This window comes from Aequorivita sinensis (genome assembly GCF_006346335.1).
In the GTDB taxonomy this organism is placed as follows: domain Bacteria; phylum Bacteroidota; class Bacteroidia; order Flavobacteriales; family Flavobacteriaceae; genus Aequorivita; species Aequorivita sinensis.
In genome coordinates this window covers 29386-43988 of sequence record NZ_VDMC01000014.1, presented here as the reverse complement: position 1 = coordinate 43988, position 14603 = coordinate 29386, and the positions used below count along the sequence as shown (strand labels likewise).

At 35.8% G+C, this 14603-nt stretch carries 9 protein-coding genes; 5 read left to right on the top strand and 4 right to left on the bottom strand.

What is annotated here, in order from left to right:
• Window positions 1-103 precede the first annotated feature (103 nt).
• Both purL and FHP04_RS12160 read right to left on the bottom strand, forming a co-directional pair.
• The gene (gene purL, locus FHP04_RS12165; RefSeq protein ID WP_139856408.1) at window positions 104-3820 is read right to left on the bottom strand and encodes a phosphoribosylformylglycinamidine synthase; all 3717 of its coding nucleotides are present in this window, start codon (window positions 3818-3820) and stop codon (window positions 104-106) included.
• A gap of 184 nt (window positions 3821-4004) precedes the next feature.
• On the bottom strand, window positions 4005-5216 hold the full coding sequence (locus FHP04_RS12160; RefSeq protein WP_139856407.1) for an RsmB/NOP family class I SAM-dependent RNA methyltransferase: 1212 nt from the start codon (window positions 5214-5216) through the stop codon (window positions 4005-4007).
• A gap of 311 nt (window positions 5217-5527) precedes the next feature.
• Here FHP04_RS12160 and FHP04_RS12155 point away from each other — a divergent pair, with 311 nt between their 5' ends.
• The 5 genes from FHP04_RS12155 (at window position 5528) to FHP04_RS12135 (ending at window position 12195) form a co-directional block, all read left to right on the top strand.
• The gene (locus tag FHP04_RS12155) at window positions 5528-6571 is read left to right on the top strand and encodes a WD40/YVTN/BNR-like repeat-containing protein (RefSeq protein ID WP_139856406.1); all 1044 of its coding nucleotides are present in this window, start codon (window positions 5528-5530) and stop codon (window positions 6569-6571) included.
• Window positions 6572-6784: 213 nt separating this feature from the next.
• Window positions 6785-7522, top strand: a complete 738-nt coding sequence (locus tag FHP04_RS12150; RefSeq protein ID WP_139856405.1) for a hypothetical protein — start codon at window positions 6785-6787, stop codon at window positions 7520-7522.
• A gap of 355 nt (window positions 7523-7877) precedes the next feature.
• Window positions 7878-10676: a GEVED domain-containing protein gene (locus FHP04_RS12145; RefSeq protein ID WP_139856404.1), complete on the top strand. Its 2799-nt coding sequence runs from the start codon at window positions 7878-7880 to the stop codon at window positions 10674-10676.
• A 175-nt stretch (window positions 10677-10851) separates the two neighbouring features.
• A complete protein-coding gene (locus FHP04_RS12140; RefSeq protein ID WP_139856403.1) occupies window positions 10852-11382 on the top strand; it encodes a hypothetical protein in 531 nt (176 codons plus the stop codon).
• Window positions 11383-11502: 120 nt separating this feature from the next.
• Complete coding sequence (locus FHP04_RS12135; protein WP_139856402.1) at window positions 11503-12195, top strand: T9SS type A sorting domain-containing protein; 693 nt, start codon at window positions 11503-11505, stop codon at window positions 12193-12195.
• Window positions 12196-12291: 96 nt separating this feature from the next.
• Here the strand turns inward: FHP04_RS12135 and FHP04_RS12130 are convergent, their stop codons facing one another.
• Both FHP04_RS12130 and FHP04_RS12125 read right to left on the bottom strand, forming a co-directional pair.
• On the bottom strand, window positions 12292-12861 hold the full coding sequence (locus FHP04_RS12130; RefSeq protein WP_139856401.1) for a GNAT family acetyltransferase: 570 nt from the start codon (window positions 12859-12861) through the stop codon (window positions 12292-12294).
• Window positions 12862-12887: 26 nt separating this feature from the next.
• Window positions 12888-14585, bottom strand: a complete 1698-nt coding sequence (locus FHP04_RS12125; RefSeq protein ID WP_139856400.1) for a sodium:solute symporter — start codon at window positions 14583-14585, stop codon at window positions 12888-12890.
• Between the last annotated feature and the right edge of the window lie 18 nt (window positions 14586-14603).

Here is a 14603-nt window from a genome sequence, read left to right as displayed (position 1 = left end):
ATAAATTGAAAACTACGAGAAAATAACTTGTAGTTACTTTTATAAATGAAAAAACCGTTTACAAATTTTATGTAAACGGTTTTTTATTATTTATAGAATAAATCTATTTCTTTTCAATCCATTTTCTTGCATTAACTAAGGCTTCAACCCAAGGAGAAACTTTGTCATCCTTTCTATCTTGTGGGTAATATGCCCAGTTCCAAGGGAAAGTAGAACGCTCTAAGTGAGGCATCATTACTAAATGGCGACCTGTTTTATCAGTCATCATAGCAGTGTTGAAATCACTTCCGTTTGGATTTGATGGCAATTTATCATAACCGTATTTTGCAACAATATTGTAGTGGCTTTCCTCTTTTGGGAAACTGAATTTTCCTTCCCCGTGAGCCGACCAAATTCCTAATGTGCTTCCTGCCATTGAAGATAACATCACAGAATTATTCTCCTGAATTTTTACCGAAGTAAACACACATTCAAATTTATTGGTATCGTTATGAAGCATTTTTGGTTTTTCTTCATCTTCAGGATTAAGTAATCCTAACTCCACAAATAACTGGCATCCGTTACAAACACCTAAGGATAATGTATCGTCTTTAGCAAAGAAATTCTTTAATGCTTTATTCGCTTTTTCGTTGTAAAGGAAAGCTCCAGCCCAACCTTTAGCACTTCCTAAAACATCACTGTTACTAAATCCACCAACAGCAACTAAGAATTTTATATCCTCAAGATCTTCACGACCTTCAATAAGATCGGTCATATGCACATCTTTTACATCAAATCCTGCCAAGTGCATCATATAAGCCATTTCGCGCTCACTGTTACTTCCTTTTTCACGGATTACAGCTGCCTTGGGTCTCGACTGCGCTCCACCTGACATTGTCTCCTCGAGCGCAGTCGAGAGGTTGCCTGTGAAATTCTTTGGAAATTCGAAAGTTAATGGCTGATTTTTAAAATTGTCAAAACGTTCTTTAGCTAGTTCTGAACCGCTTTGATTTCTGTCTAATAAATATGAAGTTTCGTACCAAGCATCACGCATTTCAGGAATGCTGAATGAAAGTTCTTCACTGTTATTTTTAATGGTTAGGGTTTCATTAGTTGTAACAGTTCCAATCTTTTTGAAATCGATATTGTTTTCAGATAGAAGTTTTTCAACTGAAGTATCTTCCGAAGCTTGAATTACAAGTCCTGCGTTTTCAGCAAAAAGAACTTTTACCATATCACTTTCACCTAAGTTTGAAAGATCTAAATCTGCTCCAAGATTAACGTTGGCAAAGCACATTTCTAATAAAGTAGTAATCAATCCACCTGACGCAACATCGTGTCCAGCAAGAATTTCACCTTCTTTAATGAGTTCTTGTAACGTATTGAAAACGGTTTTTACGTATTCAGCACTTTTTACATTTGGCGCTTCGTTTCCGATAGCGTTTAAAATTTGTCCAAAAGAAGATCCGCCTAGTTTAAAGTTGTCTTGAGAAACATTGATATAGTAAATACTACCACCACCGTTCTGAAGAACAGGCTCAATTACTTTTTGAATATCGTTACAGTTTCCTGCAGCAGAAATAATTACAGTTCCTGGAGAAATAACCTCTTCGTTTTTGTATTTCTGCTTCATTGAAAGTGAATCTTTTCCGGTTGGAACATTGATTCCTAAATCAATTGAAAAATCTGAAACAGCTTTAACAGCTTCGTATAGTCTTGCGTCTTCACCTTCGTTATTACAAGGCCACATCCAGTTGGCTGAAAGTGAAACACTTTTTAAACCATCTTTTAATGGAGCCCAAACAATATTGGTTAGAGACTCGGTAATAGCATTGCGCGATCCTGCAGCAGGGTCTATTAAGGCTGTTAACGGAGAATGCCCAATAGAAGTGGCTACACCCTCTTTACCTTGATAATCTAAAGCCATTACACCGCAGTTGTTTAATGGTAATTGTAATTGTCCTACGGTTTGTTGTTTTGCAACACGACCAGTTACACAACGGTCAACTTTATTGGTAAGCCAATCTTTACAAGCTACAGCTTCTAATTGAAGAACTTGTGTAACGTACTCTTTTATTTTTGAAGCTTCGTAAACAGAGTTTTTATAGTTTCTATTTACGGTTTTGTCTTTCATTATTGTTTTTGGTGAGCTACCAAACATGTCTTCAAGCGCAAAATCCATAGGTTTTTCGCCGTCTTTGTTTTCAAAACAGAAACGTTGGTCGCCTGTAACTTTCCCTACTTCGTACATATGAGAACGTTCGCGGTCTGCAACTCTTTTAAGGTTTTGAATGTCTTTATCACCAATAACTAAGCCCATTCGCTCCTGGCTTTCATTCCCCATTATTTCTTTGTCGGATAGGGTAGGGTCGCCAATAGGAAGTTTGCTTATTTCTATACGTCCTCCAGTTTCTTCAACTAATTCACTTAAACAGTTTAAGTGTCCACCTGCACCGTGATCGTGAATAGAAACAATTGGATTGTGGTCGCTTTCTACCATTGCTCGAATGGCATTGGCAGCGCGTTTTTGCATTTCTGGGTTACTACGTTGAATTGCGTTAAGTTCAATTCCGCTGCTAAATTCACCTGTATCTGCCGATGAAACTGCAGCACCACCCATTCCAATTCGGTAGTTATCACCACCTAAAATTACAATATTATCACCTTCTTGAGGCTTGTCTTTTATTGCTTGACTTGCTTTTCCGTAACCGATACCACCAGCAAGCATAATTACTTTATCAAAACCTAATTTACGAGCGTCTTCTTCGTGTTCGAAAGTAAGAACAGATCCAGCGATTAATGGCTGACCGAATTTGTTTCCAAAATCGGAAGCTCCATTACTAGCTTTAATTAAAATATCTAAAGGCGTTTGGTAAAGCCAATCGCGTTCTTTCATTCCTTTTTCCCAAGGTCTGTTCTGAGCGGAGTCGAAGGGCTCTTTGTTTAATCGTGAATATGAAGTCATATAAACCGCTGTTCCAGCAAGCGGTAAAGAACCTTTTCCTCCTGCCAAACGATCGCGAATTTCACCTCCACTACCAGTTGCAGCACCGTTAAAAGGCTCTACTGTAGTTGGGAAGTTGTGCGTTTCAGCTTTTAATGAAATCACACTGTCGAAATCTTTTTCTTCGTACCAATCTGGCTTATCTGCACTTTTTGGAGCCCATTGTTTTACCTTAGGTCCTTTTACAAAAGCTACGTTATCTTTATAAGCCGAAACAATATCGTTCGGATTTTCTGATGAGGTCTTTTTAATAAGTTTGAATAGAGAAGAAGGCATTTCTTTTCCATCTATTTCAAATACACCGTTGAAAATTTTATGACGGCAATGCTCACTATTTACTTGGCTGAAACCAAAAACCTCACTATCGGTAAGCTTTCTACCTATCTTTTTTGATAAGTTTTCTAGGTATTCAACTTCTTCAGCATTTAGCGCTAACCCTTCTTTTTCATTGTATTCAGAAATATTTTCAATTTCTAAAATTGGTTCAGGTTGCACGTTAATATCAAAAAGCTCTTGATTTAGTTCCTGAAATTTTTGAGAAATCATAGGGTCGAAAGCCTCTTTTACAACTGAACTGTTGTGAAATTCCTCTATGCGAATTACGCCTTCAATCCCCATATTTTGAGTGATTTCAACGGCATTAGTACTCCAAGGAGTAATCATAGCTGCGCGAGGACCAATAAAAAAATCCGACGTGTTTGTATACAGGACGGATTCCTCTAGCTTAGCCTGATTGCCAAAAAGCCATTCCAGCTTTTTAGTATTTTCTTCTGAAATTATTCCGTGGGTTTGAACTGCAAAAACAGTGTTTTCTACGTTACCAAAAAAGTGAATCATCTATTTTTATTTTGAAGCTGCAAAGTTAACTATTTTAAAGGATAATCTATTTATCTAAAAAGCTTCAAAATGCTCTAATTATCATTTTTAATTAACAACAATTCGATTTTTTGAAGTTCTAGAGGTGTAAAACAGAAAAGAGCAGGCTTTTGCCTGCTCTTTTCTTATATAAAATCAATCTTTTTTATGCCTTCTTTTGTAATAAAGAAATGTAAAAACCATCATAACCACTTTTGCTAGGCAAGATTCTCTCTTCATTTAATAAGGTAAAATCCTTACCAGCTTCACTAGCTAAAAATGCTTTCACTTGTAATTCATTTTCTGAAGGCAAGATAGAGCAAGTAGCATAAACTAAATCACCACCTGGTTTTACCATTCTAGAGTAGCTTTCTAATAAATCCTTTTGAGTAGCTCTAATCTTATCTAAAAATTCAGGCTGAAGTTTCCACTTAGCATCAGGGTTTCTTCTTAAAACTCCTAATCCAGAGCAAGGAGCGTCAATTAAAACCTTATCGGCCTTTTCTATCAACTTCTTTATAACTTTAGTGGAATCAATTACTCGAGTTTCAATATTAAAAATATCGTTTCTTCGAGCTCTACGCTTGAGTTCGTTAAGTTTATTCTCGTAAATATCCATTGCAATTAGCTGGCCTTTATTTTCCATCATTGTCGCAATATGAAGGCTTTTTCCGCCCGCCCCTGCACAAGCGTCAATAACGCGCATTCCAGGTTTTGGGTCTAGCATAGCAGCTACTTTTTGTGAAGAAGCATCTTGTACTTCAAACAAACCGTTTTTAAAAGCATCTGTAATAAATACGTTTGAACGCTCTTTAAGTTTTAAAGCATCTGGGTAACCTTTTATTGTTTCAGTTTCAATTTCAAGGTCCGATAACTCATTTTGTAACGCTTCAACTGTAGTTTTTAAAGTATTTACGCGTAAAACAACGTCGGCTTGTTTGTTTAAGGCTGCAATTTCCTTATCCCATTTCTTTCCTAATTCTTTTTCACCTAACTCATCCATCCAATCTGGAATAGATTCACGGTATTTTCTAATTTTAGAAAGTTCGTCAAATCTTCCTTTTATACGACGGGTAGGAGTATCTTCAAATTGTTTCCATTCTGGAATTTTAATTCCGTTTAAGGTTGCCCAAACAGTAAATAATCTAAATAGGTTAGGACGGTCAAAAGGTTCGCGTACTTCAGCAATTTCTGAATATAGGCGTTTCCACCTTACAATATCGTAAGTGGTTTCTGCAATAAATGCTCTGTCTCGCGCACCCCAACGTTTATCACGTTTTAAGGTGCTTCTCAATACTTTATCGGCTTGTTTATTTTCGTTGAAAATAAGATGAAGTGAATCAATAGTAGCGAATACTAGGTTTCGGTGTAATTTCATTTAATAGGGTATTCAATTTATATAACACAAAACCAGATTAATTAATAAAATTACTCCTGAAATTTGTGCTTGACTTCAAGGCTTTCAATCAGTTGAAAACTTTTGCGAGTGCAAAGGTATCTCTTTGAAACTGAAATTGAAACTTAAATCGAAATCAAAAAAAATATTTTATAAATTATTTTTTACAATTTACAACCAATAGACTTAAAAGTTGAAAGATATTTTCAATTTATCTGATGTTCCTAAGCATTTATAAATAGGTTATGATATTTGGTATTTTAGAATGTTTACTTTTGCCAAAAATTTTAAAAATGCGATTTCTTTTTATCCTATTAGCTGCTTTTACATTAGTTTCTTGTAACTCTAAACCTGAAGTAGAATTTAATTCTGTTGAAATTACACCAGTTTTTATTGACAGTTTGAGTATTCGCGCTATTCAACCCTTAGATGAAAACAGAGTTTGGTTTGCGGCAGATCAAGGAAAAGTTGGATTTATTGACGGCGACACTCCAAAGCTAGCTGTAATTAAATACGAAGATACCTTACTTCACTTTAGATCTATAGCAACTACAAACGAAGCGGTTTTTGTCTTGAGTATAGCTAATCCTGCAGTGCTTTATAAAATTGGTTTTGACGGAAAAGAGGCAACTAACATAGAGGAGGTTTATTCAGAGAAAAACGAGAATGTATTCTACGACTCGATGAAGTTTTGGAATGATATGGAAGGGATTGCAATTGGCGACCCTACAGCAGACTGTATGTCTGTAATAATTACCCGCGATGGTGGAAATACATGGCAAAAGTTACCTTGTGAAAACCTTCCAAAAGTAGAAAAAGGCGAAGCAGCATTTGCGGCAAGTAATAGTAATATTGCCATTTATGGAGACAATGCATGGGTGGCAACAGGTGGCAAAAAAGCCCGAATTATGCATACTTCTGATAAGGGAAAAACTTGGGAAGTATATAAAACACCAATTATTCAAGGACGAGCGATGACTGGGATTTACTCTGTTGACTTCTTAGATGAGAAGAACGGCGTTATTTTCGGTGGGAATTGGGAAGACAAAGAGTTTAATGAAGGGAATAAGGCTATAACTAAAGATGGTGGTAAAACTTGGAAATTGATGGCAAATGGAAAGGAGCCGGGGTATCGCTCTTCTGTAAAATATATACCTGGCACAAAAGGGCAAGGGCTCGTTGCGGTAGGCTCACCCGGAATTTCGTTTAGCGGTGATGGCGGTAAAAACTGGAAGGAACTATCAAAAATTGGTTTTTTCGCAATTGAATTTGTTAACGATAGTGTAGCTTTCGCTTCAGGCAATAAAAGAATTTCTAAATTAGTGTTTAAAAAGTAACGTCATAAATTCTTCACTTTTTTGCTTAATTTCCAGAATACTTATAATGCATTGATACTCTGAGCTAATGAAGGTTTGAGTTTGGAAAGTCTTTATAGCTATTAACACATGCTTAGTACTAATTTAAGAATAATTTAGGGCATTATATATATCATTTCAAAATATAGGCCGTTCTAGATGTTATAAGTCAAACTAATTCTAAAACCTAAACTTATGAATTTGATTAAAAATTTTAAAAAACCTTTATTCGCCATTGCTTTAGCGGGCGCATTTACAGCGTGTTCAGACGATGACGATTCATTGTCTGTTGAAGATGGAAATGGAAAGCTAGGTATTTACGCTTCAGCTAACTATTCTCCAAACGCAGGTAAAAACACTGTTTTGGATGGTCCAGTAGTTGAACTGTCTAAGTTCTTAATTAATTTAGAAGAAATTGAGTTGGAGTACGACGATATCATCGGCGATGACAACTTCTATAATAGTGAAGAAGAGATTGAATTAAAAGGTCCTTTTGAGCTGGATTTGTTATCCCCAACTCCAGTGGTAATTACTGTAGTAGATGCACCTAATGGTCGTCTTGAAGAAATTGAATTCGAATTTGATAAAAACGAAAATCCAGATAGCGAAATTTATGAGCAGAGTATAAAAATGGAAGGAACTATAGACGGTGTTCCATTTGTATTCTGGCACGATTTTGAAGAAGAACTAGAAGTAGAGTTCGACGAAGGAGAAACTAATACTGTTATATCAAACGATCAGAATAGTGTTGTTATTAATTTCGACTTAAATAGTGTTTTTGATGCTACCACAGGTGTAGATCTTTCCAACGCAGTTGATGGAAATGGTGATGGGATTATTGAAATTAGCCCTAACGATGAAGATGGAAACCGCGATATTGCCGAAGCAATGAAAGAACATATAAAAGATAAAATTGACTTACTTGACGATTAATCTAGTAAACAATTGATACCACTTTTATTACCGGCTCCAATTTGGAGCCGGTTTTTTTTTAATCATTATCACTTTCATAAAAAATTTAGGTTTTCTATCGTAGTTTACTAATTTTTTATTTTTTATTTAAAAATTTCATTTTTAAAAATGACATGAAATTTTTTATACAAATTTAATGGTCTAATAATTTGATTGTTTGTTCATTATCGCAATTATCAAATAGAAAAACCGGACTATTTAATCTTTTAAAACTCTTCAAAAGCCCTTAATTAGCCCGTAAATCCTAAAGTCTTCATTTTGGATTCTGATATATTAATGACATATTTGGTGAAATTTTAATAATTAAACCAATATAATGAAGAACAAATTACTTAAAAAAGGGTCAATTTTATTAGCGTTGATGATTTCATTCGCTATGACCCAAACAATGAATGCCCAATACTGTGTTCCAGAAGGAACAAACTCTGATCGATTTATCGATAATTTTTCAACTACAAATGGAGTTGACAATATTTCAAACCTAGGCAGTGGATTTTCAACTGACGGTTATGGCGATTTTTTTGATACTCATACCTTATCACAAACTGCAGGTGGTTCAGTTGATTTTTCTGTAGATATTGAAGACGAAACTGCTGGATTTAGAATTTGGGTTGATTGGAATCAAGATGGAGTTTTTGATATAGCTAACGAAGTAGCATACACATCATCATCATACGATACAAGCCATTCAGGAACTATTAGCGTACCTGCTAATGCCTTAGAAGGTGAAACTAGAATGAGAGTTGTAAGCCATTGGTTAAGTTCATCTGGCGATACTGACCCATGTGTAACAGGCTTCACTTATGGTGAATTTGAAGACTATAAGTTTATAGTAACAGGTCTAACTGCTTGTACAGGAACACCTGATGGAGGGGTTGCATCTGTAGATCCAACATCTGGAAACCCAGGTTCTACGTATACTGTATCAGCGCAAAACTATACAGTTGCCGGTGAAATGACGTACTTATGGCAGTCTAATACAAACAACGCAGGTTGGGAGGATCACGGTACAGCATCTGCTTTTTATGAAGATTTTTCTGCAACAGCGTCTAGTGAGGTAGGAGATATTACAGAATGGAGATTAGAAGTAACTTGTACTGCATCTGGAGAAACTTCTTACTCTGATGTATCGACTTTCTCAACAGAAATTTCATACTGTGGCGCTAATAGTAGCACAGTTGAAGCAATTTCTAAAGTTGTTTTTGCAGGAATCGATAACGATTCGCCAGTGTCTAGTACTGAAGGATATGAAGATTTTACTGCTATTGTAGCACAAGTTGAAGCTGGTGGAACATATAGTTTTGCAGCCGAAGGTAATACAGGTGGAAATTTCACAAATTATTTTTCTGTGTGGATTGACTGGAACCAAAATGGTGAGTTTGAAACAAGCGAATTTGTAGAAATAGGTTCAATTGTAAATTCGGATGGAACAGATGGACAACAAGCAGTTAATGATATTGTTGTTCCTAGTGATGCGGTTGAAGGTGAAACTCGCATGCGTATCAGAAAAAACTTTAATACTCCTTCTTCAAGCCCATGTGGAACAAATACATATGGTCAAGTAGAAGATTATACGGTAAACGTTGTTGGTGCTGCGCCATTCCCAAGCCCTTATTGCGAAATTGAAGATGCTGCTGATGTAATTGTTGAAGAAATTACTAAAGTTGAATTTGCAGGAACAACTATTACAAACGAAGATACAACCTCTGTGTTAGTAGATAAAACTGATATTGTTGTGAATGTTACAGCAGGTGAAACTTATACACTTAGTGTAGAAGGTAATACTTATGGTGACTTTGAAACCAATATTGTTGCATTTATAGACTGGAATCAAAATGATATATTAGACGATTCAGGTGAAATTTATGAATTGGGAACTTTACAAAACTCGACTGGTGACGATGGAATTTCAGTGAGTATGGACATTTTAGTTCCTTCAGATGCTGTAGTTGGAGCTACAAGAGTTAGAATTACAAAAACTTATTTTGACGATCTTTCCGACGCAATTGTTACTCCTTGTGGTATTCAATTTGATCCATTCGGAATGGGAATTGAATCAGGTTATGGACAAGCTTTAGATTTCTCATTAGAAGTTGAAGAAGCTAGTACCGTAGATTGTTCAGGAACACCTGAAGCTGGTATCGCAACGGTTACTCCAGAAGAGGGTGAGGTTGATACTGAATACACTGTTGCTGCTGCTGGATTTACAACTGGAACCGGATTGGAATACCAATGGCAATCTAATACTGACGGCGCTGGATGGGTAAATGAAGGAGCTGCATCTGATACTTTCGCTACATATTTAGCAACTGCACCTTCAGTTAGTGGAGTTACTGTTGAGTGGAGATTAGAGGTTACTTGTACTTTATCGTCTGAAACAGCATATTCTGAAATTGCAACGTTTACCACAATAGAGACTTCGCTTTATTGTATTCCTACATTGGATTGTAGTGATGGTGATAATATTGTAAACGTAACTTTCCAAGAGATAGATAATACTACAGACTGTAGTGCTGGCGGATATGGCGATTACACTTCAATGGCTGCAACAGTTGAGGCTGGTGGTACTTATCCAATTTCTGTAACTGTTGGTGATGGATGGGATGTTGAATCGGCTTCAGTTTGGATTGATTTTGATAACAGTGGAAGTTTTGATGAAAATGAATTCTTTTACATTGGAACAGGAAGCGGAGAAACCCTAACCGAGAATATTGCTATTCCTGCAGATGCTGTAGATGGAAACTACAGAATGAGAGTTCGTGTGGCAGCAGTTCCAGATACAGATGCTACTTGGGATATGTCTTGTGATGAGGATCAAGGATACGGTGAAACTGAAGATTATACAGTTACTGTTGATGGTGTAGCAGGAATTAATGACTACACAAGTTCTAATTTCACATACTTCCCTAACCCAATGGAAAATGAGTTAAACATTACTTCAAATAAAAACATTGAATCTATTTCAGTGTATAACTTATTAGGACAAGTTGTGATGAACAATGTAAACTTTGCAGCTGGTAAAGTGGATGTTTCTTCACTTTCTACAGGTACTTTCTTATTCCGTGTTACTTTTGAAGACGGAGTAGTTGAAAACTTTAAAGTTTTAAAGAAGTAGGAAATACTTTTTAAAATGTATTTTATAAAGCTGCCCTATGTAGGGCAGCTTTTTTTTTTTTTTAAATATTAAATTATCCTATATAATTCCTTTCTTATTATTTCTAAATATTCCAATTGTTCCACGTATATATAATGAATATATTTGGTAATATATTAACAATAAAACCTAAACAATGAATATTAAACTACTGAAAAAACAATCATTAATTTTATTTTTAGCTTTTTTATTGTCTATTTCGTATAATGGTTATGGGCAGGCTCTAGATAATTCTTTAGACTCAAACAAAACGGTAATTCTAGACTGTGGACAAGGGGATGACAGCAATAATTTTGAGAATGGAAAAGAAATAGCAGGTGCAGAAATTATTAGGCATGCAGACGACTTTGACGTTGCTCCAAACAGCACTTTAAATATCCGTTCTGTAGAGTTAAATATAATAACGCTCCAACCTATCAATACTTTAGACTTAACATTTTATAACGATGACAATGGTTCTCCTGGTAGTACAGTTTTGGAAACAATTACTGGTCTTGAGCCATATGCACAAGTGCCTATAGGATTTGCATTTAACGCCTATAGTGTTTATACAGTTATGGTAGAAGTTGATTTAACTTTTGAAGGAGGTGCTTCGGGAGCTAAATATTGGATGGAACCAGTAGGTCAAAATAGCAGCATTGAGGTTTATTGGGAGGTTAATACCTAAGGAACTTTAGGGAAACCAATACACGGTAGAGCTGGAGGTCCATGGATTGAAAGTACAGATGGAGCGCAAGGAGTTTTTAAATTGCACTGCGAGGTTGCTACCCCACCACCATTCGAGTGTATGTTTGATATTAATGGTTGGGTAGAGCCAATTACTAGAGTTGTAATGGCCGATGTCGATAATACATCGTCTGCAACCAGTACTGTGCCATTAGAAGATTTTACTAGCACAGTAATTAATGCTGAAGTAGGAGCTTCAATCGATGTTGCACTAGAAGGAAATACTGAAGGACCTTACGATAACTTTTTTACTGTTTTTATAAATACAGCTGGAACAGGAGAGGAGTGGAGTACGTTTGAAGCTTTTGAGATCGGTTCTATTAATGGATCTACGGGGACAGATGGACAGCAAGCAACTGCAACAATTACTTTGCCTAATAGTTTGGAAGAAGGGGAATATCTGTTACGAGTAGTAAAGAATTTTGATATTTCACCATTAGACCCTTGCGTGAATTACGCTTATGGACAAGCTGAAGACTATACCCTGAATATAGGTGGAACCGTTGGAGTTAATGATTTCTCAAATGTAAAATTTACTTATTACCCTAATCCAATGGGGGATGAATTAAAATTAAATTCTAAAGAAAATATTGAGACTATCTCAGCTTTTAACCTACTAGGGCAAGAGGTGTTAAGCAATCATAAGATTTCAAATAGTAAAGTAAATGTTTCCGAGCTTACGGCTGGAACTTATATTTTCAAGATTACTTTTGAAAACGGAATTACCGAGAACTTTAAAGTTGTGAAGGAGTAATTTCTATTTAAATGCTTTTATTAATTTAAGCTGCCCGAGTTAAAGGGCAGCTTTTTTATTGAATGAGTTTGGAAATATAAAACACCTAATAGCCGATTATTGTAATAACACCGAATTCTTCATATTAAAAGCTAAACTGATATAAGTGTTGTTGTTGAATTCAAACTCATCTATAATTAACCAGCCTAATTTTTTAGTGTGTGCTTTTATTGAAATTATATTCACTTTATTAATAAAGGTAATAGAGATAGGATACTTCTTATAAAACTCTATTCTCATCTCTTCAAAGAGCTGATTGAGTAAGCCAGTTCCTCTGTATTTTTTATCAATACAGATAGGTCCGTATTGGAAAGTGTTTTCGGTGGTGATTTTGTTTTCATTGAATGAAAGTTGAGGCAATCGGGCAATCATTAGCTTGAAAATATCCCATTGCTCAAAATACTTCCAACTTCCAGCGAAAGCATAAGCTACAACTTCGTTAGTTTCATTTTCTGCGATAAATAATCCGTTAAGACTGATTATTTCTTCCAATTGAGAAGTTGTAAATGGAGTTGTTACAAAACCTTGTTTCCGTTCGTCTTCACTTAAATTGCGATATAAATATTTCTCTTGAAGTAAAAGAACGCCTTCAATGTCCTGCTTATAAGCCAATCTCGTATTTATCACAATTTCAAAATTTAGAATGAGAACTACTATCCAGCTATTTCTTCTTCTTTTTTATTGTTCGGCAACACAGTTTGAAGAATTACAGCAATAGTCATTACAATAACACACCCAACTAAGTTAAGCCATAAATAAGGCATCAAATCGATATACCAGAAGTAGATTATTATTATTTGAGTAATTAGCGCTGCAATGAAAACTGCTTTGCTACGCACATATTTTATGAAGAAGGCTAGTAGGAATATTCCTAAGACGTTTCCATAGAAAATAGATCCGATAATATTTACCAACTGAATAAGGTTGTCAAACAAATTGGCTGTACAGGCTACACCAATAGCAATTACTCCCCAAAGAAGCGTAAAGCCTCGCGAAGCTGCAACGTAGTGCTTTTCACGTTTCCCTGGTACATTTCTTTTGTAAAGGTCTATAGTAGTTGTACTTCCTAAAGCATTCAGCTCTGAAGCAGTCGATGACATTGCCGCACTTAAAATTACAGCAAGCAATAAACCAATAAGTCCGCGTGGAAGGTTTGTTAAAATAAAATGTATGAAAACGTAATCCTTATCGTTAGTTTCAGCATTAGGATTTGCTTTCTTTATAAGTGATACCGATTGATCGCGAAGTTTTTGTTCACTCTTGTTTAAGTCTTTTATCTTTTGTGCGATGCTTTGTTTTTCAGCATCTGTATCTGCTTTTGCATAATTTAATTGAGCTGAGTTTAATTGTAAATCAAGCGCACTTTTTTCCGCCTCTAAAGCAGTGTATTCATTTGAATACTTCGATTGTTTTACATCTTTAACTGCGGAGGGATTAAAGTGAAGGGGAGAGCTATTGAATTGATAAAACACAAAAACCATTATACCTACAAGCAGAATAAAAAACTGCATTGGTACCTTTAGCATCCCATTCATAATTAGGCCCATTTGGCTTTGCTTAACACTTTTTCCAGAAAGATATCGCTGCACCTGACTTTGATCTGTACCAAAGTAGGAGAGGGCTAAAAAGGAACCTCCAATAATTCCACTCCAAAATGTGTAACGATTATCAAAATCGAATGAAAAATCAAGAATGTCCATTTTTCCGTTGGTACCTGCAATTTCTAATGCTTTGGTAAATGTAATGTCTAGTGGAAGGTAGTTTAGGATTAGAAGAAAAGCAATCAGCATTCCGAAGAAAATCACAGCCATTTGTTGCTTTTGAGTAACACTTACGGCCTTGGTTCCACCACTTACCGTATAGATTATAACTAATACTCCAATTATAACATTTAAGTAAATAAGGTTCCATCCAAGAACAGCGGAAAGAATAATAGAAGGGGCAAAAATAGTAATTCCACACGCCAAACCTCGTTGTATCAAAAACAGAATTGCCGTTAAAGTTCGAGTTTTTTTGTCGAAACGACTTTCAAGGTATTCGTAGGCTGTATAAACGTTGAGCTTGTGATAAATAGGAATAAATACTAAGCAAATAATTACCATAGCTATTGGCAATCCAAAATAGAATTGCACAAAGCCCATCCCGTCGTGAAAAGCTTGACCTGGAGTAGAAAGAAAAGTAATCGCACTGGCTTGTGTAGCCATTACACTTAACCCTATTGTCCACCAATGAGCGTTGTTTCCACCTTTTAAATAATCACCCGTATCTTTTTGCTGGCGCGATTTCCATGTGCCATAAAGCACGATAAATACTAGGGTTCCGATTAAAACAATCCAATCTATCTGCTGCATTTAGGCGAAGTTTTGCAT

Bases quoted from the DNA above. Each gene is read 5' to 3' on its own strand.
- purL (WP_139856408.1), bottom strand. From the start codon at position 3,820: ATGATTCACTTTTTTGGTAACGTAGAAAACACTGTTTTTGCAGTTCAA.
- FHP04_RS12160 (WP_139856407.1), bottom strand. From the start codon at position 5,216: ATGAAATTACACCGAAACCTAGTATTCGCTACTATTGATTCACTTCAT.
- FHP04_RS12155 (WP_139856406.1), top strand. From the start codon at position 5,528: ATGCGATTTCTTTTTATCCTATTAGCTGCTTTTACATTAGTTTCTTGT.
- FHP04_RS12150 (WP_139856405.1), top strand. From the start codon at position 6,785: ATGAATTTGATTAAAAATTTTAAAAAACCTTTATTCGCCATTGCTTTA.
- FHP04_RS12145 (WP_139856404.1), top strand. From the start codon at position 7,878: ATGAAGAACAAATTACTTAAAAAAGGGTCAATTTTATTAGCGTTGATG.
- FHP04_RS12140 (WP_139856403.1), top strand. From the start codon at position 10,852: ATGAATATTAAACTACTGAAAAAACAATCATTAATTTTATTTTTAGCT.
- FHP04_RS12135 (WP_139856402.1), top strand. From the start codon at position 11,503: ATGTTTGATATTAATGGTTGGGTAGAGCCAATTACTAGAGTTGTAATG.
- FHP04_RS12125 (WP_139856400.1), bottom strand. From the start codon at position 14,585: ATGCAGCAGATAGATTGGATTGTTTTAATCGGAACCCTAGTATTTATC.